Origin of the sequence: Collinsella sp. AF15-51, assembly GCF_003462845.1 — a bacterium.
In the GTDB taxonomy this organism is placed as follows: Bacteria; Actinomycetota; Coriobacteriia; order Coriobacteriales; family Coriobacteriaceae; genus Collinsella.
This window is the reverse complement of sequence record NZ_QRYG01000006.1, coordinates 1-23,353: the sequence shown is the minus strand read 5'-3', so window position 1 is coordinate 23,353 and position 23,353 is coordinate 1. Positions and strand designations below refer to the sequence as shown.

General features: G+C 60.3%; 19 protein-coding genes and 5 tRNA genes. 4 read left to right on the top strand and 20 right to left on the bottom strand.

Going from position 1 to position 23,353, the window contains the following annotated elements:
• Positions 1-157: 157 nt before the first annotated feature.
• The 12 genes from carB to rpsF form a co-directional block, all read right to left on the bottom strand.
• The gene (gene carB, locus DWW51_RS04415; protein ID WP_117773656.1) at positions 158-3,472 is read right to left on the bottom strand and encodes a carbamoyl-phosphate synthase large subunit; all 3,315 of its coding nucleotides are present in this window, start codon (positions 3,470-3,472) and stop codon (positions 158-160) included.
• A gap of 1 nt (position 3,473) precedes the next feature.
• Positions 3,474-4,919 (bottom strand): glutamine-hydrolyzing carbamoyl-phosphate synthase small subunit, encoded by a 1,446-nt coding sequence (gene carA, locus DWW51_RS04410; RefSeq protein ID WP_117773655.1) that lies wholly within the window; start codon positions 4,917-4,919, stop codon positions 3,474-3,476.
• Positions 4,920-5,315: 396 nt separating this feature from the next.
• On the bottom strand, positions 5,316-6,275 hold the full coding sequence (locus tag DWW51_RS04405) for a hypothetical protein (protein WP_117773654.1): 960 nt from the start codon (positions 6,273-6,275) through the stop codon (positions 5,316-5,318).
• Between the two features lie 19 nt (positions 6,276-6,294).
• Positions 6,295-8,064: an ABC transporter ATP-binding protein gene (locus DWW51_RS04400; RefSeq protein WP_117773653.1), complete on the bottom strand. Its 1,770-nt coding sequence runs from the start codon at positions 8,062-8,064 to the stop codon at positions 6,295-6,297.
• Positions 8,065-8,248: 184 nt separating this feature from the next.
• Positions 8,249-8,944, bottom strand: coding sequence for an NUDIX domain-containing protein (locus tag DWW51_RS04395; protein ID WP_197032168.1), 696 nt, complete (start codon positions 8,942-8,944; stop codon positions 8,249-8,251).
• Between the two features lie 30 nt (positions 8,945-8,974).
• A complete protein-coding gene (gene purD / locus DWW51_RS04390; RefSeq protein WP_117773652.1) occupies positions 8,975-10,279 on the bottom strand; it encodes a phosphoribosylamine--glycine ligase in 1,305 nt (434 codons plus the stop codon).
• 120 nt (positions 10,280-10,399) lie between these two features.
• On the bottom strand, positions 10,400-11,686 hold the full coding sequence (locus tag DWW51_RS04385; protein WP_117773651.1) for an adenylosuccinate synthase: 1,287 nt from the start codon (positions 11,684-11,686) through the stop codon (positions 10,400-10,402).
• Positions 11,687-11,779: 93 nt separating this feature from the next.
• On the bottom strand, positions 11,780-13,177 hold the full coding sequence (dnaB, locus tag DWW51_RS04380; protein ID WP_117773650.1) for a replicative DNA helicase: 1,398 nt from the start codon (positions 13,175-13,177) through the stop codon (positions 11,780-11,782).
• Between the two features lie 218 nt (positions 13,178-13,395).
• Positions 13,396-13,935, bottom strand: coding sequence for a 50S ribosomal protein L9 (gene rplI, locus DWW51_RS04375; RefSeq protein ID WP_117773649.1), 540 nt, complete (start codon positions 13,933-13,935; stop codon positions 13,396-13,398).
• Between the two features lie 15 nt (positions 13,936-13,950).
• Complete coding sequence (rpsR, locus tag DWW51_RS04370) at positions 13,951-14,217, bottom strand: 30S ribosomal protein S18 (RefSeq protein ID WP_006235829.1); 267 nt, start codon at positions 14,215-14,217, stop codon at positions 13,951-13,953.
• 72 nt (positions 14,218-14,289) lie between these two features.
• On the bottom strand, positions 14,290-14,745 hold the full coding sequence (locus DWW51_RS04365; protein WP_117773648.1) for a single-stranded DNA-binding protein: 456 nt from the start codon (positions 14,743-14,745) through the stop codon (positions 14,290-14,292).
• A gap of 48 nt (positions 14,746-14,793) precedes the next feature.
• Positions 14,794-15,087 carry a 30S ribosomal protein S6 gene (gene rpsF, locus DWW51_RS04360; protein WP_006235831.1) on the bottom strand — a complete coding sequence of 98 codons (294 nt, stop codon included), beginning with the start codon at positions 15,085-15,087 and terminating at the stop codon, positions 14,794-14,796.
• 494 nt (positions 15,088-15,581) lie between these two features.
• Here rpsF and DWW51_RS04355 point away from each other — a divergent pair.
• Positions 15,582-15,672 (top strand) — tRNA-Ser (locus DWW51_RS04355).
• Positions 15,673-15,720: 48 nt separating this feature from the next.
• Positions 15,721-15,811, top strand: a tRNA-Ser gene (locus DWW51_RS04350).
• Between the two features lie 191 nt (positions 15,812-16,002).
• Here the strand turns inward: DWW51_RS04350 and DWW51_RS04345 are convergent.
• The gene (locus DWW51_RS04345) at positions 16,003-16,833 is read right to left on the bottom strand and encodes a hypothetical protein (RefSeq protein WP_147344023.1); all 831 of its coding nucleotides are present in this window, start codon (positions 16,831-16,833) and stop codon (positions 16,003-16,005) included.
• A gap of 480 nt (positions 16,834-17,313) precedes the next feature.
• On the opposite strand from DWW51_RS04345, the gene DWW51_RS04340 reads away from it, so the two are divergent.
• Entirely contained in the window at positions 17,314-18,003 is a 690-nt protein-coding gene (locus tag DWW51_RS04340; RefSeq protein WP_231501571.1) for a trimeric intracellular cation channel family protein, read from the top strand.
• 106 nt (positions 18,004-18,109) lie between these two features.
• Positions 18,110-19,255: a polymer-forming cytoskeletal protein gene (locus DWW51_RS04335; RefSeq protein WP_117773645.1), complete on the top strand. Its 1,146-nt coding sequence runs from the start codon at positions 18,110-18,112 to the stop codon at positions 19,253-19,255.
• A 129-nt stretch (positions 19,256-19,384) separates the two neighbouring features.
• Here DWW51_RS04335 and typA read toward each other — a convergent pair whose 3' ends face one another.
• The 7 genes from typA to DWW51_RS04300 form a co-directional block, all read right to left on the bottom strand.
• The gene (gene typA, locus DWW51_RS04330) at positions 19,385-21,223 is read right to left on the bottom strand and encodes a translational GTPase TypA (protein ID WP_117773644.1); all 1,839 of its coding nucleotides are present in this window, start codon (positions 21,221-21,223) and stop codon (positions 19,385-19,387) included.
• A 117-nt stretch (positions 21,224-21,340) separates the two neighbouring features.
• Positions 21,341-21,790 (bottom strand): hypothetical protein, encoded by a 450-nt coding sequence (locus DWW51_RS04325; RefSeq protein ID WP_117773643.1) that lies wholly within the window; start codon positions 21,788-21,790, stop codon positions 21,341-21,343.
• Positions 21,791-21,820: 30 nt separating this feature from the next.
• Positions 21,821-22,177 (bottom strand): hypothetical protein, encoded by a 357-nt coding sequence (locus DWW51_RS04320; RefSeq protein ID WP_117773642.1) that lies wholly within the window; start codon positions 22,175-22,177, stop codon positions 21,821-21,823.
• Positions 22,178-22,207: 30 nt separating this feature from the next.
• Positions 22,208-22,708, bottom strand: coding sequence for a bifunctional nuclease family protein (locus DWW51_RS04315; protein WP_117773641.1), 501 nt, complete (start codon positions 22,706-22,708; stop codon positions 22,208-22,210).
• A 183-nt stretch (positions 22,709-22,891) separates the two neighbouring features.
• Positions 22,892-22,968: transfer RNA gene (locus DWW51_RS04310), tRNA-Ile, on the bottom strand.
• 4 nt (positions 22,969-22,972) lie between these two features.
• Positions 22,973-23,048: transfer RNA gene (locus tag DWW51_RS04305), tRNA-Ala, on the bottom strand.
• Positions 23,049-23,115: 67 nt separating this feature from the next.
• Positions 23,116-23,192, bottom strand: a tRNA-Ile gene (locus DWW51_RS04300).
• Positions 23,193-23,353 lie beyond the last annotated feature (161 nt).

Genomic DNA, 23,353 nt, shown 5'->3' with positions numbered 1-23,353 from the left:
TCAGCCCTAGTCATCGCGCAAAGTCCCTTCGGCAGCACACGGTGCAGCCAAGTCACCGCAGGCCGGGGCGGGAGGCGGTCCTTTCTCTCGGAAAACTTCGCGAAGCCCAGTTTCCGAGAGAAAGTGTCCGGCTGCCGCCCCGGCCGACCAGGTCACATTACACCGTGTGCTGCGGCAGGTCCTGCAGGGCGATGACGTCCATGCCCATGTCGTTGGCGCTGCCGTGACCCTGCTGGTCCTCGCGCACCGCCTCGATGGCACTCACGTACGTGTTGGCAGCGGACATCGCGGTCACGCAGGTTACGCCGCGGCGCACCGCCTCGGTACGCAACAGATAGCCGTCGCCGCGCGAACCCGGGCCGTACGGCGTGTTGATAATCACCGCGATCTTGCCATCGGCGATGAGGTCGCCGATGTTGGGGCGCTCGCCATCATGTGGGCCGCTGATCTTTTCCACGATCTCGCAGGTCACGTTGCCGCCGCGCAGCACGCGCGCCGTACCTTCGGTGGAGCAGATATCAAAGCCCAGGTAGCGCAGGATGCGGGCGACCGAAAGGATATGGCGCTTGTCGCGGTCGCACACACTGATGAACACCTTGCCGGCGCTCGGATCGGGCAGCTTGTAGTCAATCGCCAGCTGCGTCTTGGCGTATGCCTCGGGATAGCTCTTGGCGATACCCATGACCTCGCCCGTCGACTTCATCTCGGGCCCTAGGATAACGTCGGCACCGGGGAAACGGCCCCAGGGCATAACGGCTTCCTTCATGCAGAACCAGTCCAGCTGACGCTCGTCGCTCGGCAGGCCCAGGCTCGCGATGGAATCACCCGCCATGGTGCGCGCCGCGCACTTGGCCAGCGGCACGCCGGTGGCCTTGGAGATAAACGGCACGGTACGGCTGGCACGCGGGTTGGCCTCAATCACGTAGACGGTCTCGCCCTTGATAGCGTACTGCACGTTGACCAGGCCGCGTACGCCCAGCGCCATCGCGATGCGGCGCGTGGTCTCGCGAAGCTTCGCCTGCAGGCTCTCGCTAAAGCTGAACGGCGGAATGCAGGTCGCAGAGTCGCCGGAATGGATACCGGCCTCCTCGATATGCTCCAGGATACCGCCGATGTAGACCTCTTCGCCGTCGCACAGAGCGTCGACGTCGGACTCGATCGCACCCTCCAGGAAGCGGTCCAGGTACACCGGGTAGTCGGGGCTAATGCGCGCAGCCTCGGCCATGTAATCGCGCAGGTGCTCGGCGTCGTAGGCGATCATCATGCCGCGGCCGCCCAGCACGTAGCTCGGACGCACCAGCAGCGGGTAGCCAATGTGCGCGGCCACGGCCTCGGCCTCCTCAAACGAGGTGGCCTGGCCCGCCGGCGGGTACATGATGCCCAGCTTGTCGAGCAGAGCGGCGAAGCGCTCGCGGTCCTCGGCAAAGTCGATGGCATCGGGCTTGGTGCCCATGATGTTCACGCCGCTCTCCTCGAGCATGCGCGCCAGCTTAAGCGGGGTCTGGCCACCGAGCGTCACCACGACGCCGTCGGGACGCTCAACATCGATGACATCCATGACGTCCTCGTAGGTAAGCGGCTCAAAGTACAAGCGGTCCGAGGTGTCGTAGTCAGTCGAGACGGTCTCGGGGTTGCAGTTGACCATGATGGTCTCGAAGCCGCGGGCCGCCAGCGCGTAGCTCGCGTGCACGCAGCAGTAATCGAACTCGATACCCTGGCCGATACGGTTGGGGCCGGCGCCCAGGATCATCGCCTTGGGCTTGTCCGCCGGCGTGGTCTCGTCGGGAGCCACGCACTTTTTGGCGTCCGAGCTCGTGCGGAAGATATTCTCGTAGGTCTTGTAATGGTACTCCGTGGCGCTCGAGAACTCCGCAGCGCAGGTATCGACCGTCTTCATGCTGGGGACCACGCCCAGACCCTTACGGTAAGCGCGCACAAAGCGCTCGTCCGAGCCGGTCAGCGTGGCAATCTCGGCATCGCTCGTGCCATACTGCTTAAGCAGGCGCATCGCGTCGGCGTCGATGTCCTCCACGCGCAGGCCGCGGATGCTCTCCTGAACCTGCACCATATCGTTGATACGGTTGAGGTACCACGGATCGATACCGCAGACGGCATGGATGTGCGCAACATCCCAGCCACGACGCAGGGCCTCGACCACAAAGAAGATGCGGTGCTCGGTCGGCGTTGCCACGGCCTGAGCGAGCTCGTCGTCGCTCAGCTTGTCGGCACCCTCCTTGCCGCCGACGCAAATGCCCTGATGCCCGTCCTCCAGCGAACGCATGGCCTTACCGAAGGCCTCCTCAAAGGTGCGGCCGATCGCCATAATCTCGCCCACGGCCTTCATGCGCGTAGTGAGCGTGGGGTCGGTACCCTTGAACTTCTCGAAGGCAAAGCGCGGCACCTTAACGACGCAGTAGTCAATCGTGGGCTCAAAGCAGGCAGGCGTTGCCTTGGTAATGTCGTTGACGATCTCGTCGAGCGTGTAGCCCACGGCAAGGCGCGCGGCGGCCTTAGCGATGGGGAAACCCGTTGCCTTGGAGGCCAGCGCGGACGAACGGCTCACGCGCGGGTTCATCTCGATGACAATCAGGCGGCCGGTCTGGGGGTTCACGGCAAACTGCACGTTGGATCCGCCGGTCTCGACGCCAATCTTCTCCAGAATGGCGAGCGAGGCGACACGCATGCGCTGATACTCAAGGTCGGAGAGCGTCTGCGCCGGCGCCACGGTGATGGAGTCGCCGGTGTGCACACCCATGGGGTCGAGATTCTCGATGGAGCACACGATGATGCCGTTGCCGGCGTGGTCACGCATGACCTCCATCTCATACTCTTTCCAACCCTCGATGGACTCCTCGACCAGCACCTCATGGGCAGGCGAGAGCTCAAGGCCCTGGCTCACGATGGAGACAAGCTCCTCGTGGGTGTGAGCGATGCCGCCGCCGGCGCCACCGAGGGTAAAGCTCGGGCGCAGTACACAGGGATAGCCTACGCGCTCGGCGATAGCCTCGGCGTCGGCCACGCTGTAGGCATAGCCCGAGCGCGCGACCTCCAGGCCGATCTCGGCCATGGCCTCGTTAAAGAGTTTGCGGTCCTCGCCACGCTCGATGGCGGCCAGGTCGCAACCGATCATCTCGACGCCGTACGTGTCGAGCGTACCGTCTTTCGCCAGCTCGACGGCGGCGTTCAGACCGGTCTGGCCGCCCAGCGTGGGCAGCAGCGCGTCCGGGCGCTCTTTCTTGATCACGCGCTCGATAAACTCGGCGGTGATGGGCTCGACATAGGTGCGGTCGGCAAGACCCGGGTCGGTCATGATGGTCGCCGGGTTGGAGTTGACCAGGATGACCTCAAAGCCATCCTCCTTGAGCACCTTGCAGGCCTGGGCGCCGGAGTAGTCGAACTCACAGGCCTGGCCAATAACGATAGGGCCCGAACCAATAACGAGGATGCGCTTGATGTCAGTACGTTTAGGCATGTTAGTTCTCCTCGTTCTTGGTCGCGGCGGAACCACCATCGGCAAAATTCCAGCCGGCGAGGCGGTCCTTCGCGGTGTCGATGTCCAGGTAGTTCTCCTCGCCGTCCATGAGTCGCGTAAAGGCGGTAAAGAGATAGTGGGCATCGGTGGGACCGGGCGAGGCCTCGGGGTGGTACTGGACCGAGAAGCACGGGGCGTCGAGCAGCTGGATGCCCTCGGCGGTGCCGTCGTTGAGGTTCACGTGCGTCAGGCGAATGCGGCCGAAGCGCTCGTTCATCACGACCGGCGCGATGCCGCGACGCACCCAGACGCGCAGGTCGCCATCGGCCGCATGCTCGGTCTCGCCGCCGGAAAGCTCCGGGATCAGTTTGCCCAGACTGGGGAACAGCAGGCCAAAGCCGTGGTTTTGCGCCGTGATCTCCACGCGACGGCTCACCAGGTTCATAACCGGCTGGTTACCGCCACGGTGACCGAATTTAAGCTTTTCCATTTGGGCGCCGCACGCCAAGCTGATCATCTGGTGGCCAAGGCAAATGCCAAAGACCGGCACCTTGCCGATCAGCTGCTGCACCTGCTCGTAGGTCTCCACCACGGCATCGGGGTCGCCGGGGCCGTTGGATAAAAAGACGCCGTCGGGATTCATGTCGAGCACCTCACTCGCGGGCGTATCCCACGGCACGACGGTAAGGTCGCAGCCAGCGCGGACGAGGCCCTCCAGGATGCCGCGCTTCACGCCGCAGTCGTAGGCGACCACGTTGTGGCGGGCAGGAGCGGCAGGGGCAAGCGCAAAGCCATGCGTAGCGGGCAGATCGATCGCGGCAAAAGCGTGGGGCTCAGAGCAACTCACGGTCTTGACCAGGTTCTCGCCCACCAGCGTCGGCGCTGCGGCCAGACGCTCGGCAAGCTCGGCGACTTCAAAGATTTCCGTCGAGATAATACCCATCTTGGAGCCGTTGTCGCGCAGGTGGCGCACAAGAGCGCGGGTGTCGACGCCCTCGATGGCGACGATGCCGTGGGCACGCAGGTATTCCGACACGCTGACGGCCGAGCGCCAGTTGGAAGGCGTGACGCACATGTCGCGCACGATCATGCCGCGCATGGCGGGAGCGTTCGCGGGGCGATCGGTATCGCCGGGGAAGGCCGACTGGACGTCGGTCTCGTCGATGCCGTAGTTACCGATCTGCGGATAGGTCATGGTTACAATTTGGCCGGCATAGCTCGGGTCGGTCATAACCTCAAAATAGCCCTCGAGTGAGGTGTTGAAGCAGACTTCGCCGGTTGCGGTACCCTCGGCACCACATGCACGGCCATAAAAAATGGTCCCATCCTCAAGATACAGGATGCAGGGACCGCAGGTGCCCTTGCTGGTTTTTGCCAGCATACGCTGGCAAAGCTCGCTGGGCGCGAAGGTGCGGGCAGCAATGCCCGCAGTATGGTTGTTCGCCATAATTCTCCTTCCCGGTCTCTCCGGACCGGCTTAAAGGTTGGTAGTTAGGCCTTGCGGTATTGTAACCGCAAGCATGCACCATGGCGTTAATTTCATCAAAATGTTTACGAAATGACAATTATGACTTTCTATGCATAATGATTTTTCTGGGACGGGGATTAAAAAATCATTCTGTCATGCATGCAGTTGGCGAGTAGTCAATTTGGGACGGGGCTATTTTAGCTACCCACGCCGTCGACCAACCTAACCGGTGCACCACCGGCCGTGGTAGCTAAAATAGCCCCGTCCCAAATTGACTACTCAGCGACAAAGTCCCGCTCTCAGAATGATTTTTTAATCCCCGTCCCAGAAAAATCATCCCGCGCGGGCACTTGGCCCCCGCGGGATGATGGCGTCTTATTTATCCTGCTCCAGCAGATCGGACGGCGTGCGGTCGGGCTTGCCGCCGCGGAAGATCTCGCGACCGTGCAGGCGATGCTCCAAGTCGCGCTCGGCCTTTTCTTCCGTGATCTTGGTCTGGCTTACCGCCGGGTCCTCAATCAGTGACGATACCGAGTTCACCTGCTTTTGGATGCGCTCGGCAATCGTGTCGTCCATGCTCACGATACGCATCTTCCAGTCGATGCTCGTAGCATTTGACGAGCTCTTGGTCCACACGAACGTCAGAATGGCGCTCTGATGGCCCCGCGCGGGAAACATGCCAAAGAAGGAATCATGCTGGATATTGCTGTCCTCATCGATATAGGCGTGTACGTTGTACACCACGCGGTCGATCTTATCGTTGAGCAACGCGTTGGTCGCAAGTGCCGCGGCCTGAATCTGCCCGTTGGACAGCAGCTCGAGCTCGTTGGCAGACGACGTGTCCAACACCGTTACCTCGACCGTGCCTGTGCGCTCGTCTGCCTCGTCGACGCTAAAGTCGAGCGGAAACTGCGTAAAGCCGTTACCCCACTCAAGGCCACCCTTCAGTGCCGTGGAAACGGTATCCACCGAAACGCTCTCGGACAGGTTAGCAGTGTTCAGGCGGCGCATCACGCCGTAGCCAATCTGCATGCCCACGATTAACACCAGAATGCCGATGACTACGGCCACGGCGGTCTTCGTAATGGTATGGCTCACCTGCGAGCCCGAAGGGTCGTCCTCGGACAGCGGGTCGATCTGCCTTGTCTGGCTTGCGCGATCTTCGCTGCGAAGCTGCGCCAGCGTCGCCTTGTCGCCGCGCTTGGCCGCAGCCTCTTTTTCGCGCATGCGCTCGGTGCGCTTTTTGGCAAGCGTCGGATCCAAAACGCCGGATGCATCGATCTCGGAGAATAACTCCGTCACTTCTTCCGGAGTCAAAGGGTTCTTCTCAGCCATATACTTCCTGTCATATCAATCAGTCGAGCTCGTGCGCACGCGCACCTTCGAACTGCATTCGATAGTAACGGGCATAGGTGCCGCCACGGGCGAGAAGCCGCTCGTGCGTACCACGTTCCACAACGCGACCATGCTCGACGGTCGCAATCTCGTCGGCATGCTTAATGGTCGAGAGACGGTGGGCGATGATGATCGTGGTGCGACCGCGCGCCAGGCGCTCGAGCGACTCTTGCACCGCTTCCTCGCTCTCGTTATCCAGAGCACTCGTTGCCTCGTCCAAGATAAGAATCTTGGGATTCTTGAGGAACACGCGCGCAATGGCTACGCGCTGCTTCTGGCCGCCCGAAAGACGGCTGCCGCGCTCGCCCACGACTGTGTCGTAGCCCTGCGGCAGCGACTCAATGAAGGCATCGATATTGGCGCGGCGGGCGGCCTCGGCGACCTCTTCTGCCGTGGCGCCCGGCTTGCCGTAGGCGATGTTCTCACCAATCGTACCGTCAAACAGATAGACATCCTGTTGCACCAGGCCAATGGCGCGGCGCAGACTCTGTTGCGTCACGTCGCGCACGTCCTGACCGTCGATGCTAATGGATCCGGAAGCCACGTCGTAAAAGCGCGGCAGCAGCGAACACGTTGTGGACTTGCCACCGCCCGAGGGGCCAACCAGGGCAATGGTCTGTCCGGGCTTGATGGACAGATCCATATGGTCGATCACGGGACGAGCCTCTTCGCCGCTGCTCAGCTCAACATCCTCGTAGCTAAAGCACACGTCGCGATATTCAACCGCACCAGCCGTCACCTGCAGGTCCTCGGCATCCGGCTTGTCCTGGATATCCGGGGCGGTCGAAAGTACCTCGTCCATGCGCTTAAAGCCGGCAATGGCCTTCTGATACGTCTCAGCCGAGTTCACAAGCGTCTCGAGCGGGGTGCAGAACAGCGAAATGTAGAGCGCGAAGGTCGCCATATCGACCGCCTGCAGTTGGCCTTGCGCCACCAGCCAACCGCCCAGCAGCACCACGATCACGTACAACACGCCCGAGAGCAGGCCATACGTCGCAGTGTAGACGCCCATGGCGTGATACATATTCTCCTTGGACGAAAGATAGCGGTCGTTAGAGGCGCGGAACTTGGAGCGCTCAGCTTCCTCGTTCGCAAAACTCTTGACCACGCGCATGCCTGCCAGCGAATCCTGCAGCTGAGCATTAATACCGCTGATCTTTGTGCGGTTGTCGCTAAAGACCTCGCGCATGCGCATGTTCTGCCAAAACATGATGATCGCAAACGCCGCCGTCACCACGGCCATGGCAAGCGCCAGCACCGGGGCAATAGCAAAGAGGATCACAAACGAGCCGACGATCTCGATGCCGCAGATGATAATCCACTCGGGCACGTGGTGTGCCGCCTCGCAGATATCGAACAGGTCGTTGACCACGCGGCTCATCATGTCACCCGAGCTGTTGCGATCGAAGTACGCAAAGCTAAAGCGCTCATACTGATCGAACAGGTCCTCGCGCATCTTGGACTCCATGCGCGCGCCCATCACGTGGCCCCAGTAACTCACAAAGTAGCGACAGGCGCAACGGATGGCATACATCAGTACCAAGCCAACCGCGATCATACCGAGCGCCTGCATAATAGCAGCCTGACCCTGGGTAAAGAGCCCGCCGGTCAGATTGCGCAGAATAATGGGAAACGCCAGGTCGATGGCGGCAAGCACCAGAGCACAAACAGTATCGGCAATAAAAAGCCCCATCTGGGGCTTGTAATAAGACAGAAACCTCTTAAGCATAATCACCTTACGCGGTTTTACCAAACCGCGTTTCGTCTCGACGCTGCAAGTGCCCCATGTGGACAATCTGGCCTTCAATCGTCGGTCGCGTATATCCATACGCTTCCCTCCTCTTTTAAGCCACCTTGTCTCAAATGGAGCACTTTCGCTGACTTATACAAACCTGCGGGATCATCCCCGCTCGTTACAGCTCAGAACCACCCAGGCGATGCGCGATGCTATCGCAGGCCAAGGCGCCCACGACGGTCTTGGCATCTTCGATCTTGCCGTCGAGCACGGCGTCAATCAGCTCGTGCAGCGGCACGAGGTCCACGTTGACGAACTCGTCATCATCGGGGTTGGGTGCATCGAACTCGAGCTTGGTGGCCAGGTAGATGTGAATGATCTCGTCACAGAAGCCGCAGGTCGTGACGATCGATGTCAAAAAGCGAATGCGACCGGCCCTAAAGCCCGTCTCCTCGTGCAGCTCACGCTTGGCGCAATCGAGCGGATCCTCGCCCGGATCGAGCTTACCGGCGGGAATCTCGACCGTCACGCGGTCGATGGCGGTGCGATACTGACGCACCAGCACGATCTTGCCGCTCTCGGTAAGCGCCACGACGGCCGCCGCGCCCGGATGTCGAATCACATCGCGGGCGCTGCGGTGACCGTTGGGCAGCTCAACCTCAAGACGGTGGACGTCGAGAATCTTGCCCTTCCAGGCGCACTCCTCCGAAAGAATCTTCTCGTGCAACTCGGCATCGTGCGGGTCGTCGTCGCCCAGCACCAGCACCGGCTCGTCAGCGACCTCACCACCCGGCTCGTCCTCGGCATGTCCGTACGAGCGGCCATCTTCCTCGACGATCTGCGCGTCCACGAGCTCTTCGTTCTTCTCGTCCATCCGTCTCATCCGTCTCATCCCTCTCGGACTTTAGGCATCCCAGGCGTCGCGGCCACGCAGCGCGCGCAGACCGATGTCATGGCGCAGGGTCTTGCCCTCAAAATCAATCTTCTCACAGGCCTCGTAGGCAAGGTTGCGAGCGTTCTCGAACGTGTCGCCCAGCGCGGTCACGGCAAGCACGCGGCCACCGTTGGTCACGAGCTGACCGTCCACCACGGCGGTGCCGGCATGGTACACGGTCACGTTCTCCATGGCCTCGGCGTCGGCGATGCCGGTAATGACTTTGCCCTTCTCGTAGCTGCCGGGGTAGCCCGCGCTCGTCAGGACAACAGCCACGGCCCACTCGTCACGCCAATCGAGCTCAATCTGATCAAGCTCGCAGTTGGCGCAGGCGAGCATAACCTCGACCAGGTCGTTCTTGAGGCGCGGCAGCACGACCTGCGTCTCGGGGTCGCCAAAGCGGGCGTTGAACTCCAGCACCTTGGGGCCGGCGGGGGTGAGCATAAAGCCGCCGTACAGGCAGCCGCGGTAGTCGATGTCCTCGGCAGCGAGCTCGGCCACGGTCTGCTCCATGACCGCCACCATGGTGGCGTGCTCCTCGTCGGTCACGATAGGCACCGGGCTGTAGACGCCCATGCCGCCGGTGTTGGGGCCACGGTCGCCCTCGAGCGCGCGCTTGTGGTCCTGCGAGGTGGCCATGGGGCGCACGGTCTTGCCGTCGGTAAAGGCCAGCAGCGAGCACTCGGGGCCAACCAGCATCTCCTCAATGACAACGGTGTTGCCGGCATCGCCAAAGGTGCCACCGAAGCACTCGCGCACGGCCTCCTCGGCCTGCTCGAGCTCAGTCGCCACGATAACGCCCTTGCCGGCGGCCAGGCCGTCAGCCTTCACGACCAGCGGAGCGCCCTGCTCGCGCACATAGGCAAGAGCCGAAGCCTCGTCAGTAAACGAGCCGTAGGCGGCCGTCGGAATGCCGGCGCGCTCCATGAGCTGCTTGGAGAACAGCTTGGAGCCCTCCATCCGGGCACCCTCGGCACCCGGGCCAAAGCACGGGATACCCGCTGCGCGGACGGCATCGGCCACGCCCGCCACGAGCGGAGCCTCGGGGCCAATCACCACGAGTCCGCATCCGTGGCTCTGGGCAAACGCCGCCACGGCCGCAGGATCGCAGTCGTCGAGAACCACGTTCTCGCCACAGCTCGCGGTGCCGCCGTTACCCGGCGCGATGTAGAGCTTGCCGGCGCGCGGTGATGCTGCGAGCTTGGCTGCCAGAGCATGCTCGCGGCCGCCGCTGCCCAACAACAGGATGTCGATGGTTTGAGTGTCCGCCTTCAAGGGTGCCTCCTCCATGGATGAACGGCCCGCCAACCAAGCGGGCCCATTACAAGCAAATATACCCCTCAGCCGCCCATCCGGGCTGCGAAGGGGTATATCGCAATCACCAAATAATGCCGATTACTTCCAGAATCGGTTGATGATCTGCTCGCGACCGGCGCCGACGCCGATAAACGTCACGCGGGTGTGTGCCAGATCCTCAATAAACGCCACGAAGTCCTGAGCCTCCTGCGGCAGCTCATCAAAGCTGCGGCAGCCGGCGATGTCGCACTTCCAGCCCGGGAGCTCCTCGTAGATGGGCTTGGCATGCTCAAAGCGCACTTGGTGCTCGGGCACGCTCGTGTAGCGCTCGCCATCGACGTCATAGGCAACGCACACCTTGATGGTGTCGAAGGCCGAAAGCACGTCGAGCTTGGTCAGGGCGATGTCGGTGAGACCGTTGACACGCGAGGCGTAGTTGGCGATGGGACCATCGAACCAACCGCAGCGACGGCGACGGCCGGTGGTCACGCCATACTCATAGCCTTCCTCGGTCAGCGTGTGGCCGGCCTCGGACTCATAGGAAAGTTCGGTGGGCATAGGACCCGAACCGACGCGGGTGATATAGGCCTTCATGACGCCCAGCACGCGGTCGACATTCTTCATACCGACGCCGGAGCCGGTGATGGCGCCGCCGGCGGTGCAGTTAGAAGACGTCACGTACGGATAGGTGCCGTGGTCGATGTCGAGCAGCGTTGCCTGGGCGCCCTCGAACAGCAGGTCCTTGCCCTCATCGATCATGTTGTTGAGCAGCAGGCTCGTCTCGGTGATGTAGGGGCGCAGGCGCTCGGCCATGGGCAGGTACTCATCGCAGATCTGGTCCACGGTGTAGGTGGGCAGGTGGTAGATGAGCTCGAGCTCGGGATTCACGCGGGCAAGAGCGGTCTCCAGCTTGTCGCGGAACAGCGCCTCGTCCAGCATGTCCTGCATGCGCAGGCCGATGCGGGCCATCTTGTCCTGGTAGCACGGACCGATGCCGCGCTTGGTGGTACCGATGTTCTTCTTGCCGAGCTTCCGCTCAAAAGCACCATCCAGATCGATGTGGTACGGCATGATGACGTGCGTGTTGCCGCTGATCTTGAGGTTCTTGGTGGTGATGCCGTCGGCCTCGAACATATCAATCTCCTCAAGGACAACCTTGGGGTTGACGACGCAGCCGTTACCGATCACCGACACATGGTCGGAATACATGATGCCGGAGGGCACCTGGTGCAGGCCGTACTTCTTGCCGTTGACGACGATGGTGTGGCCGGCGTTGTTGCCTCCCGAGTAGCGCACGACGGCATCGAAGTCGCCGGCGACCAGGTCGCAGATCTTACCCTTGCCCTCATCGCCCCACTGGGCACCGACCAAAACGGTTGACGGCATGTTTACTCCTTACATTCATGGACTGTCTACGCGCCACGCTGGCACGTAGAAGCACAAAACATTCCCAGTATACCCGTGCAACGGGCGCCTGTCCTACTCCTCGGTATGCGCCCCATCAAGCTCATAGAACTTGGTGGATGCCGGCAGGAACATCAGGTCGACGTCACCGATCGGGCCCGAACGGTTCTTGGCCACGACGATACGCGTGACGCCCTCGTCGGGTCGATCGTCACGCGAGGCCTCGGCCTCATCGGCGGAGCGGTCCAAGAACATAACGATGTCGGCGTCCTGCTCGATGGAGCCCGATTCACGCAGGTCGGACAGCTGCGGGCGCTTGCCGGTACGGGACTCGACCTGACGCGAAAGCTGCGACAGCGCGATCAACGGAATCTTGAGCTCCTTGGCCATGATCTTCAGACCACGCGACATCTCGGAGACCTCGACGGTACGGCTCTCGGAGCGACGTCCCGGCGGAGGGCTCACCAGCTGCAGGTAGTCCAGGATGATGATGGCCTTCTCCTTGTTGTGGAGCATGCGGCGGCTCTTGGCGCGGATCTCGGTCACCGTGGTGCCGGGCGTATCATCAATCAGAATATCGAGCTTGGACAAGGTCTGCGTGGCCTCGTTGATATTGGCCCACTGCTCGGGGCTAATGCGGCCCGTACGGAAGTCGCTGATCGAGATCATGGCGTAGGCGCAAATCAGGCGCTGGGCAATTTCCTTGCCCGACATCTCCAGCGAAAAGAAGCCGACGGTATAGCCCGCAGCGGCGGCATTCAGCGCCAGGTTCAGAGCGAACGACGTCTTACCCACAGCAGGGCGGGCGCCGATGATGATGAGCTGGCCCTCGCGGAAACCCATAAGCATGCGGTCGAGCGACGGGAAGCCGGTGGGCACGCCCGCGGCCTGTCCACCGGCCTGGCACACTTCCTCGGCCTCGTTATAGGCCTCGACCATAAACTCGGTCAGCGTCTTGTAGCTCGACTTGACCTCGCGTGCCGTGACCTTGAGCAGCTTGCTCTCGGCCAGCTCCACGACCTCTTTAGTGTCGGTAGGGGCGTTATAGGCCAGCGCGTTGATCTCGTTGGTGGCGCCGATCAGCTCGCGCAGCATCGAATCGCGGCGAACGATGGCGGCATGGTGCTGCCAGTTCACGAGCGACAGGGTCTGACCCATCAGCTCCAAAATGTAGGCCTCGCCGCCCACGGCATCAAGCTTGTTGATGCTGCGCAGATAATCGATCAGCGAGATAGAGTCGATGGGAATGCGGCTGTTGTACATATCGACCATCGCGGTGTAGATGGTCTTATGAATGGGCCGGTAGAAGTCATAGGGCTGCAGCTCGACCTGGGCTTCCTCGACCACCTCGGGCGATAGCAGCATGGCGGCCAGTACGTTGGCCTCTGCATCTTGGTTTTGGGGAAGACCCAACTTGGAGCCACGGTCCTCGACCGTCAACCCCGTCTCCCTATCGTCGTATGCCATGAGCATCCTCATTCATATCGCGTGCGAGCATCCATAGTATCAGCCACGGTCCCAAAACGGGCCGCGCTCCGGCAATCATCACCGAACGAGACGGATGAACGGTCCCGCATTTGGGACTTCACCGCAACGCCTGCCATGGCGCTCGCTGAGCGTAGAAAACAAAAGGGCGCCCTGGTCTCCCAGAGCGCCCTTCTTAGAACAAGATTGTTGCGTTGCAGCAAATGCTACTCGGCAGCAGCCTCAGTCTCGACCTCGGCGGTCTCGGCCTCGGCGACCTCAGTGGCCTCCTCAGCCTCAGCCTCGGCAGCGAGCTCCTCGGCGGTAACGCCAACGAGAACGACAACCTCGGCCTTGATCTCGCGGTACAGCGAGATGGCAACGGTGTGGGCACCGGCAACCTTGATGGGCTTACCGAGCTCGACGCGCTTGCGGTCGATGTCCATACCGAGCTGAGCCTTGATGGCGTCAGCGATCATAGCGGCGGTAACGGAGCCAAAGAGGATGCCCTCGTCGCCGACCTTGACGTCAACGGTGACCGTCTTGCCCTCGAAGGCAGCCTTGGTCTCGTTGGCGGTAGCCAGACGGACGGCCTCACGCTTGGCGATGTTGTTGCGACGCTCGTCAAGCTGCTTGAGGTTGCCCTTGGTGGCGGCAACAGCGAGCTTCTTGGGGAACAGGAAGTTCTCAGCGTAACCCTGAGCGACCTCTACGACGTCACCCTCGCCGCCCTTGCCCTTGATCTCATCGAGAAGAATAACCTTCATGATGCGTCTCCCTTCTTAGCCGCGGTCGCGGTTGCCACGAGAGGAAACCACGGGGACGGTGTACGGCAGGAGAGCCATCTCGCGGGCGCGCTTGATGGCGTTGGCGATGTCATGCTGATGCTGCGTGCAAGCGCCAGTGACGCGACGGGGCTTGATCTTGCCACGGTCGGTCATGTACTTACGGAGAAGCTGAGTGTCCTTATAGTCGATGAACTCAGTGTTCTCCTTGCAGAACTGGCAGTACTTACGACGCGGCTGACGTGCAGAAAAATCATTAGCCATGTCAAAATACCTTTCATTTGGCAACTTCGGAGAACCGAAGCCGCCTCTCACTCAAAAATAGGTGAACAGCCCTTAAAACGGGATGTCCTCATCGTAGACGTCGACCGCGGGCGGCGTAGCCACCGGTGCGGCAGGACGAGGTGCGGGCGCTGCAGGGGCTGCGGGGGCGTAGCCGCCCTGATCGTAGCCACCCTGGCCACCGCGAGAGCTCATAAACTCGATCTCATCGACGATGACCTCAAGCTTGCTCCGGCGCTGGCCGTCGCGCTCCCAAGAGCTGTAGCGCAGCTTGCCCTCGATCGCGACCTTATTTCCCTTTGCCAGGAAACGGCTCACGGCCTCGGCGCGCGTGCCGAACATAGTGCAGTCGACAAAGTTGGGATAGTCCTCCCACTCGCCAGTCTGCGGGTTGCGGCGACGATCGTTCACGGCGACGCCAAAGGACAGAACCTGGGTTCCGCCGGCGGTGGCGCGCAGCTCGGGATCACGCGTGAGATTACCGGTGATGTTCACTCGATTGATGCTCATAACTCACTACTTCCTCTTGGGGCACAAGCCCAGTCCAAAACGACAGTCTTACTCCTGGTCGTCGCGACGGACGATCATGTGGCGGACCACAGCGTCGGTGATGCGCAGGACGCGATCAAGCTCGGCGATCTGGGTAGGATCTGCGTGGAAGTTGATGAGGGTGTAGTCACCATCGGTGAGGTCGTTGATCTCGTAGGCGAGCTTGCGCTTGCCCCACTCGTCAACGGAGTCGACCTTGCCAGCGCCCTCAGCGATCGTGGTATCGATACGCTTCATAACAGCGAGACGAGTCTCGGGGTCGAGCGACGGGTCAACAAAGAACAGCAGTTCATAAGCCTTCATATTGTCACCTCCTCTGGGCAAATGTGGCTTCAGGTCGTGAAGGTGCGCCTGAAGCAGGAAAAGACTTGGTAATAATATCTTTCAACCTCCCAGGCTGCAAGAATATGCAGCTACAACCTCATGACCTCCACATATGTCCATACTCACACGGCACTTCATGCGTCTTCCAACCAAATGCCGACCAAATGCTTGACGAATCTGTGGACAAGATACGGCGCTGCGGGGACAAACCAAATCAAACCGCAGGTCAACAATTGCAAAGCTGTGGTCGCGAAATGCATACCAGTGGTTCGCAACACCGTTCACAGCTTTTTAAAATTGCTGCCACGTCGCATATAAATACCCATTTTGAACATTTTGCCGCATGCAGCCATGCTGGTCAGAGGCCGTTTTTGGCCTCCTGGATCCCGTCACGAAGCCAAGCGTTTCAAAAAATGCCAACTTTTCTGTTTGCACTTTGCAATTCCTCGTGTATACTGACTTTCGCATTTAACGGAGAGTTGTCCGAGTGGCCGAAGGAGCACGATTGGAAATCGTGTAGGCGTCAAAAGCGTCTCCAGGGTTCAAATCCCTGACTCTCCGCCAGTTAATTCCAAAGCAGGCCTTCGAGCCTGCTTTGTTTTTACCCCACGCGGAGGGGTGGCAGAGTGGTTGAATGCGGCGGTCTCGAAAACCGTTTGGCCTGTATAAGGTCACGAGGGTTCGAATCCCTCCTCCTCCGCCATTTTGATTGAGAAAGCTCCCAGCAACGGGGGCTTTTTTGTTATCGAGTCATGTTCAAGTAAATACGGTGGAGGAGGAGGGATTCGAACCCGCCCCTCCCTCAAAAACGTGTACGTCACCCTCCAAAACCGACATTTTTCGACATCTTTGAAGGCTGACGTACACATTTGGATTGAGCTCACGAGAGTGGCACTATTCGGAAGGTGTCTCCTCGTCTCGCACGCCTTTCCAGTTGCGGATAAGCGCCTTGCGTAGTTCGTTCTGTTTTCTCTGGTACCCGGTGTCGGTACAGCGAGGCATGCCGAGTGCTTCGCGGATGTTGTTCATGGCGCGGTGAAAGGCGAGCTGACTGCTGAACTGAGCCGAAGTGAGCGTAACGATTCGATATCCCATTTGGGAGAGAACCGCCTCTCGTTCCGCATCCGCTCCCTTGCGCTCGACCTCGTCGTGAAAACCGCCCTTATATTCGATACCGAGCTCCCTGCGCTTGTAGGTAACGAGCGCATCGATTTTGAGCGTTCGAGCTTTGGCGCAATGCCAGAGACGTTGAGGGATCTCGAGCGGTTTGTTGAGTTCGATGCCTCGAATGCCAACGCCGCCTTCGTTTGTTGGGAGCGAGAGGGCGATTGCCGAAGCGGTCTCCATAGGCGAGGCTGAGTGATCGTAGATGTGCCTGAGCGCGAGCCGTGCACGTGTGGCACCGGGTTTGCCGGGATGCCGATCGAGCAGTTCGGTTATTTCATTCTTGGAGGTGGCGGCTGGTTGCTCGGTATAAGAGTCGGTGGGATTGAGCCTCATGCGATAATCGCCGCAAACTTCATAGCCATATTCGAGATATTCGATCCTATCCATCCACTCGGCAGCGAGCACGAAGGTGAAGGCTTCGTCGATGATGAAGATTCCGGGCGTCAACTCGTCAATATGCTCGTAGGGAAGATTTTGTCCAAGAATGTGGCAAATGACACCTTTGGTGCGAATTCGCTCGAATTCGAATACAACCGAAATATCGATAGTCTTGAGCATATCGGACGGAATGCCGCAGTCGGTAAGGGCCTGTCGTATGCGCACAACGCGTTGCTGGGTGGAGATGCCTCGTGCGCCTATCTGGTAGTCGTGCCGTGCAAGAGACTGAACCAAATTCTGGGGTGCATGATGGACAAGCCATGCGGTTTTATGCGAAATGAGAACAGGGTATCCACTGAGGGCCTCTCGCTCTGAGCCGGTATCCTACTCTTATGTCCGTTGAAGTGGGGAAATATACCGGATGCGAGTAAATCAATCCACTCATGCTGCGAGCTCAATCCAAACATGTACGTCAGCCTCCAAAGATGTCGAAAAATGTCGTTTTTGGAGGGTGACGTACATGTTTTGGACCCCTGGCATTCCAACAACGCCACGCCCGCATCCAGTCCCAACCGTTTACCGAGCAATAGGGGCGCCAGACCCGTCAAACATGTACTATGTACGGGCATTGTCCAAACCCGCAATCAGAAGGATTCCATCTTGCCCGTCGCCGCCGCTATGACCGTTACCTCACATGCCTCGGATGCCATGGTCGCTATCCCCTTTTGGCTCGAGATGTTCGCCGTTGTCGCGGCATCGATCTCGGGCGTGCTGGTCGCGCGCGCCCACAAGCTCGACCTGGTGGGCGCGGTCGCGCTCGCGGTGGTCTGCGGTCTGGGCGGCGGTCTTTTACGCGACATGACACTGCAGGTGGGCAACGTCTACATCCTCAACCAGCCGATGGCACTGCCGCTTTCCATTGCCACGGCAGCCATCATCTACATCTTCCCGGCAATCGTCGATAAACCCGAGAAACTCATTCCCCTGCTCGACATCATCTCGGTCGGCATCTATGCGGCAACCGGCGCGGACAAGGCACTGGTCTACGGATTTGCACCCGTCGTTTGCATTATGATGGGCTTCTTCACCGCGGTGGGTGGCGGCATGCTGCGCGACGGCTTTATGGGCGTGGTTCCGGGTATTTTCCAACGCACTAACTTTTATGCCATCGCGGCCATCGCCGGATCGGCAAGCTATGTATGCCTCGTCATGAGCGGACTCGTCAGCAACATCACCGCCCTCATCGTGTGCGTCGCGGTGACCATGGGTCTGCGTTGGCTGTCGCTGCGTTTTGACATCAAAAGCCCCACCGAAGAAGACATCGCGCGGTTCTTACATCGCAAAATGTAGACAGCACGGCACGACCCTTCGAAATGCAACCGAGAGGTTCTTTTAGAGCGCCCGCACGTTGGGTACCCTGTTAGATACATGTCGAGTATCTAACGAAGGATTCACTATGCCTTGCAACCTAGAACCGTCGTCCCGGTGCCGTAAAGCACAGGGCCGCATCGCCCTCCTATTCGCACTGATCGCGCTTGCGCTGACCGCACTTCCCACGGCGTCATTCGCCGGCACAGACACCGCCGGCAACGTACTCGCAACCGAAGTTGACTCGAATCCGTCTGACGTCGAAGGCGACCTGTACTGGGCCGGCCAAAACCTTAACCTGGACGATACCTCTATCGACCGCGATATTATCGCGGCAGGCGACAGCCTATCGATTCGCGACTGCACCGTAGGCGGCGCCATTCGCCTGGCGGCGCGTACCATCGATATCTCCAAAACCGCAATCGATGGCAGCGTGACGGTAGCCGGTCAGCATGTCGTGCTCAACACCGGCAGCACCGCCAACTGTTTTTACGCGGCAGGCGAAACGGTCGCCCTGCGCGGCTCTGCCAAGTCGGCAGCGCTCGCAGGCAGTACGGTAACCATCGACGGCACCGTCGATGGCGATGTCGAGGTCTGGGCCGACAAGCTCATCTTGGGTAAAAACGCCCGCATCACCGGCACCGTGAGCGCGCATGTTTCCGAGGACCCCGAGCGCGCCGCAGGAGCCGAGGTCGGCGCGCTCAAGATCGACCGCACCGAGAACGAGAACACCTCTACGGTTAACGACACCATCGGCGGCATCGTGGCCGCAGCCCTGTCGACTTGCTTTATCGCCCTGTTGCTCGAGCTCGTCTTTCCGCGTGCGACCGCCAGCGCCGCCGGAATGCTCCACCAGCGCCCCACGCCCCTGTGGATGAGCGGTCTTTTGGGTACGATTGCTGTCGTCCCCGCCGTCCTGCTGCTGATTATCTCGATTGCCGGCCTGTCGCTTGCCGGAGCCCTCTTGTGCGGCGTTATCGGCATCGCGTTGGTGTCGAGCGCCTTTGCGGGGTGCGCGATCGCCCGCATGGTCGGACACAACCAAAACCGCTACGCCATGGCCGCCGTGGGCGGTATCGTCGCGGGCGCACTCACGGCACTTCCTCTTATGGGCAACTTTGTCAGCGGTGTAGCCTTCGTCTTCACGCTCGGCTACGCCATCCAGATCATCTGGCGCAACGCCAACCTCAAGCCCCAACAAGCCTCCAACACGCCGGGACTCCCCACCGCCTAGCCGCCAACCACCACAAAAGGGCCAGGCACCTTTGTGGTGGCGCAAAGCAACCTGACCCCTTTGCACCAAAAAGGGCGCCGACCATCGTGGTCGGCGCCCTTTCTTATTGGCGGTTGTGAGCCCCAGCGCTTATTTGTTGACCTGACCGGCGCGAACGGCAGCCTTCTTGCGGTCGGTGGCGTTGAGCAGACGCTTGCGCAGGCGGATGTTCTTGGGAGTGATCTCCACCAGCTCGTCGTCGGCGATGTACTCCAGCGCCTCTTCCAGAGAGAAGGTGCGAGGCGGCACTAACTGCACGGAGATGTCGGAGGTCGAGGAGCGCTGGTTGCCCAAGTTCTTAGTACGGGCGATATTGACGACCATGTCGCCGGCCTTGCTGCGCTCGCCCACGATCATGCCCTCGTAACACTCAGTGCCCGGCTCAACGAACAGCTGCCCGCGCTCCTGCAGCGTACCCAGGGCGTAGGCAACGGCCTTCTCGGTGGTCATGGAGATCATAGCGCCGTTCTGACGGTTGCCGATCTCGCCGGCGTAGGGACCGTACTCCAGGAAGGTGTGGTAGAACACGCCCTCGCCGTGGGTGACGTTCATAATGCGGTTCTTAAGGCCCATGATGCCGCGCGTCGGGATCTTGAACTCAAGGTGCGTCACGATGCCCGAGGTATCCATGCTCGTCATGATGCCACCGGAGGTACCGAAGACCTCAACGACCTTGCCCGAGTACTCGTCCGGGCACTCGACAACAGCCTGCTCGACAGGCTCCAGCTTGTTACCGTTCTCGTCCTTCTTAAACAGAACGCGGGGACGGCCGACCTGGAACTCAAAGCCCTCGCGGCGCATGGACTCCATCAGAACGGACAGGTGCAGAATGCCGCGGCCAGAGACCTCGACGCCGCTCTTGTCCTCGAGCTCCTCGATCTTCATGGTCACGTTGTTCTCGGCCTCGTTGAACAGGCGCTCCTTGAGCTGACGGGCGCCCACGATGTCACCGTCACGGCCGACGAGCGGGGAGGTCGAAGCCTCAAAGACGATGGACAGGGTCGGCGGGTCGATCTCGATGGGCTCGAGCTCGACGGGGTTCTCGGGATCGGTGTAAACATCGCCGATATCGGTGCGCTCAATACCCACGACGGCGGCGATATCGCCGGCGCCGACTTCCTGGCACTCGGTGCGGCCCAGGTAGTCGAAGGTAAAGAGCTGCTTGACGGTAGCGGTGGCGCTGGAGCCGTCGTTCTTGACGACCAGAATCTGATCGCCCTGGTGAATGGTGCCGGAGTACACGCGACCGATACCGATGCGGCCAACGAAGTTGGAGTGGTCGATGGTCACGCACTGCATGGCCAGCGGGGCGTTCTCGTCAACCTCGGGCGCGGGCATGTCGTCGATGATCATATCGAGCAGCGGATACATGTCCATGTTGCCGTCGTTGGGGTCAAGGCGGGCAAAGCCATTCATGGCGCTGGCGTAGACCACGTGCTCCATGGCGAACTCAAGCTGATCGTCGGTGGCGCCCAGGTCGGCCATGAGGTCCAGGCAGTCGTTGTAGGCCTTCTCGGGGTTGGCGCCCGGACGATCGATCTTGTTGATGACGATCATGATCTTAAGGCCGGTGTCGATAGCGTGACGCAGCACGAAGCGGGTCTGGGGCATGGGACCCTCAAAGGCGTCGACCAGCAGCAGGGCGCCGTCGGCCATACGCAGCACGCGCTCGACCTCGCCGCCAAAGTCGGCGTGGCCCGGGGTGTCGATGACGTTGATCTTGACGTCCTTGTACTCGATAGAGATGTTCTTGGCGAGAATCGTAATGCCGCGCTCACGCTCCTGGTCGTTGGAATCCAGGACGCGGTCCTCGACCTGCTGGTTGGCACGGAAGGCGTCCGTGGCACGCAGGAGCTTATCGACCATCGTCGTCTTGCCGTGGTCGACGTGGGCGATGATGGCGATGTTCCTCAGATTGTCTACGCGCATGTAGTTCCCCTATCTTCTATCCATATACAAACGGCACGCGTATGCGACCCGCCCAGCAATACAACGCTCAGCGGGAATATTGAGCCTTTTACCGAAAACTCGTTTATTTTAGCGATTTTAGATGAGAGGGGTTTCCTCGCCTGCAGGTTCAGGGTCGCTCCACATAAAACCATCGCCGGCACCCATGCCCTCATACAGCACATATGCCGAAAAGCCACTCTCGAGCGTGGTCTCAAAGAAGCTCACGAGCAGAGCGTCGTGATAGCCGCCGTCAATCTCAACACAGCCGGTATAGCCGATGGCATAGCGGGCGATACGGCCCAGTCCCTCGTCCTTAAGGCCCATCTTGTGCTCGGAGATAAAGTTGGTGGCAGCCTCCAGGCATGCCTCTTCGCCATCCTCGTCGAGCGCCGCCAGATATCGGTTGGAAGCAGCGTCTTCGATCGCCACAACTACGCCCGGATTCTCGCCGGCGGCAAGGTCGTCCAAGAACGCACCAATCAGGTCACACACCATGGCGTCGAGCTCGGCGGAGACGTTGCCGGCGCTCTGCATATCCTGTGCCATCTTTAGACCTTCCCATCGAATCCGGCGTCGTTACAGTTCTTGTGCCTCGGCAGCGATCTTGGCGGCAGCGTCGCGGGCGCGCATCATATCCATCACGCGCTTGTCGAGCACCTTGATCCGGTTGGTCAGCATTACCGCATCGACCACACCCCAGATTACCAAGCCTGTTGAAATCGAAAACCCAAGCGCACCAACTGTACCACGAAGACGAGAACAGATTACCGCGACAAGGGCGGAGATGATAACCATCTTGATATAGGAGCCGCGGCGCTCGCGAAGCGTGCGGGCCTGCATCACATAGGCGATGCGAGCCGCCTCGGATGCCTCCGAGCGCATCTGAGCCTCGCGCGCGATGGCGGCCGCTTCAGCCGATACGCGGGTACCCATCAGCGACCCCTCCGCTCGCGGGCCAGACATTTAGAAATCATCGGGGGAGAGCGTATGGACGAACTCGTCAAACTGCTCGAACTCCCGCTCGTCGTCAACTTCCTCGGCATGGGCAGAAACGGTACCCAGACGATTCATGATGTCGTCCTCCACAAACATGGGGGCATTGCTGCGCACGGCAAGGGCAATGGCGTCACTGGGGCGGGCGTCAACCTTGCGCTCGTCACCATCGACCAGCACGACAATCGTCGCATAGAACACCGGCGGCTCGGCACGAACGATCTCGATGCGCTCGAGCTTGGCGCCCAGGGCATCGACGGTGTCGAGCAGCAGGTCATGCGTTATCGGGCGCTCGGCGCGGCCGCTATCGATGCCACGGCTAATGGCCGCGGCCTCAAACGAGCCGGTCTGAATGGAAAGCGAACGCAGCGGTGCCGTCGAATCCGACTTGCCGCAGCGCTCGCGCAGCACGATAAGCGATGGCACGGGACCGGCGGCCATGACGATGGTCTCTATGTCGACACGAACCATGGAACACCTCCGGTACGTAGCGGTTAACACACGGCAGGGTCGCCGCATTGAATAGCTATACTACCCAATCTTTCGCCCAGCACACAAAATCAAAGTAGTTAATTTGGGACGGGGCTATTTTGACTACTTTGTTGGATAAGAAAAAAGCCCCGAGGCAATGCCCCGGGGCTCTTCATGTTTTGATGGTGGACCTGACAAGATTCGAACTTGTGACCTCCCGGTTATCAGCCGGACGCTCTAACCAACTGAGCTACAGGTCCATCATGGTGGAGGTTAGGGGGATCGAACCCCTGACCTCAGGCTTGCAAAGCCCGCGCTCTCCCAGCTGAGCTAAACCCCCACGGAGAAAGTAATAAACACCCCAGCGGCGACTCGGCTCTCGCTGGGGTGTTTATTGCGAAAGAAAGTGGTGGACCTGACAAGATTCGAACTTGTGACCTCCCGGTTATCAGCCGGACGCTCTAACCAACTGAGCTACAGGTCCATCGCGCAAGGGATATATTAGACGAGTCGTTACGCGCGCGTCAACAACTTTTTTGAAAAACTTTGGGTGGGGTGTCTGCCCCGGCTGCCCGGCGGCATGCGAAGTCGTCTGCTCGGACAGTCCTGCTCGCACGGAGAGCACATTAAGTGCTCTCCGGCTCG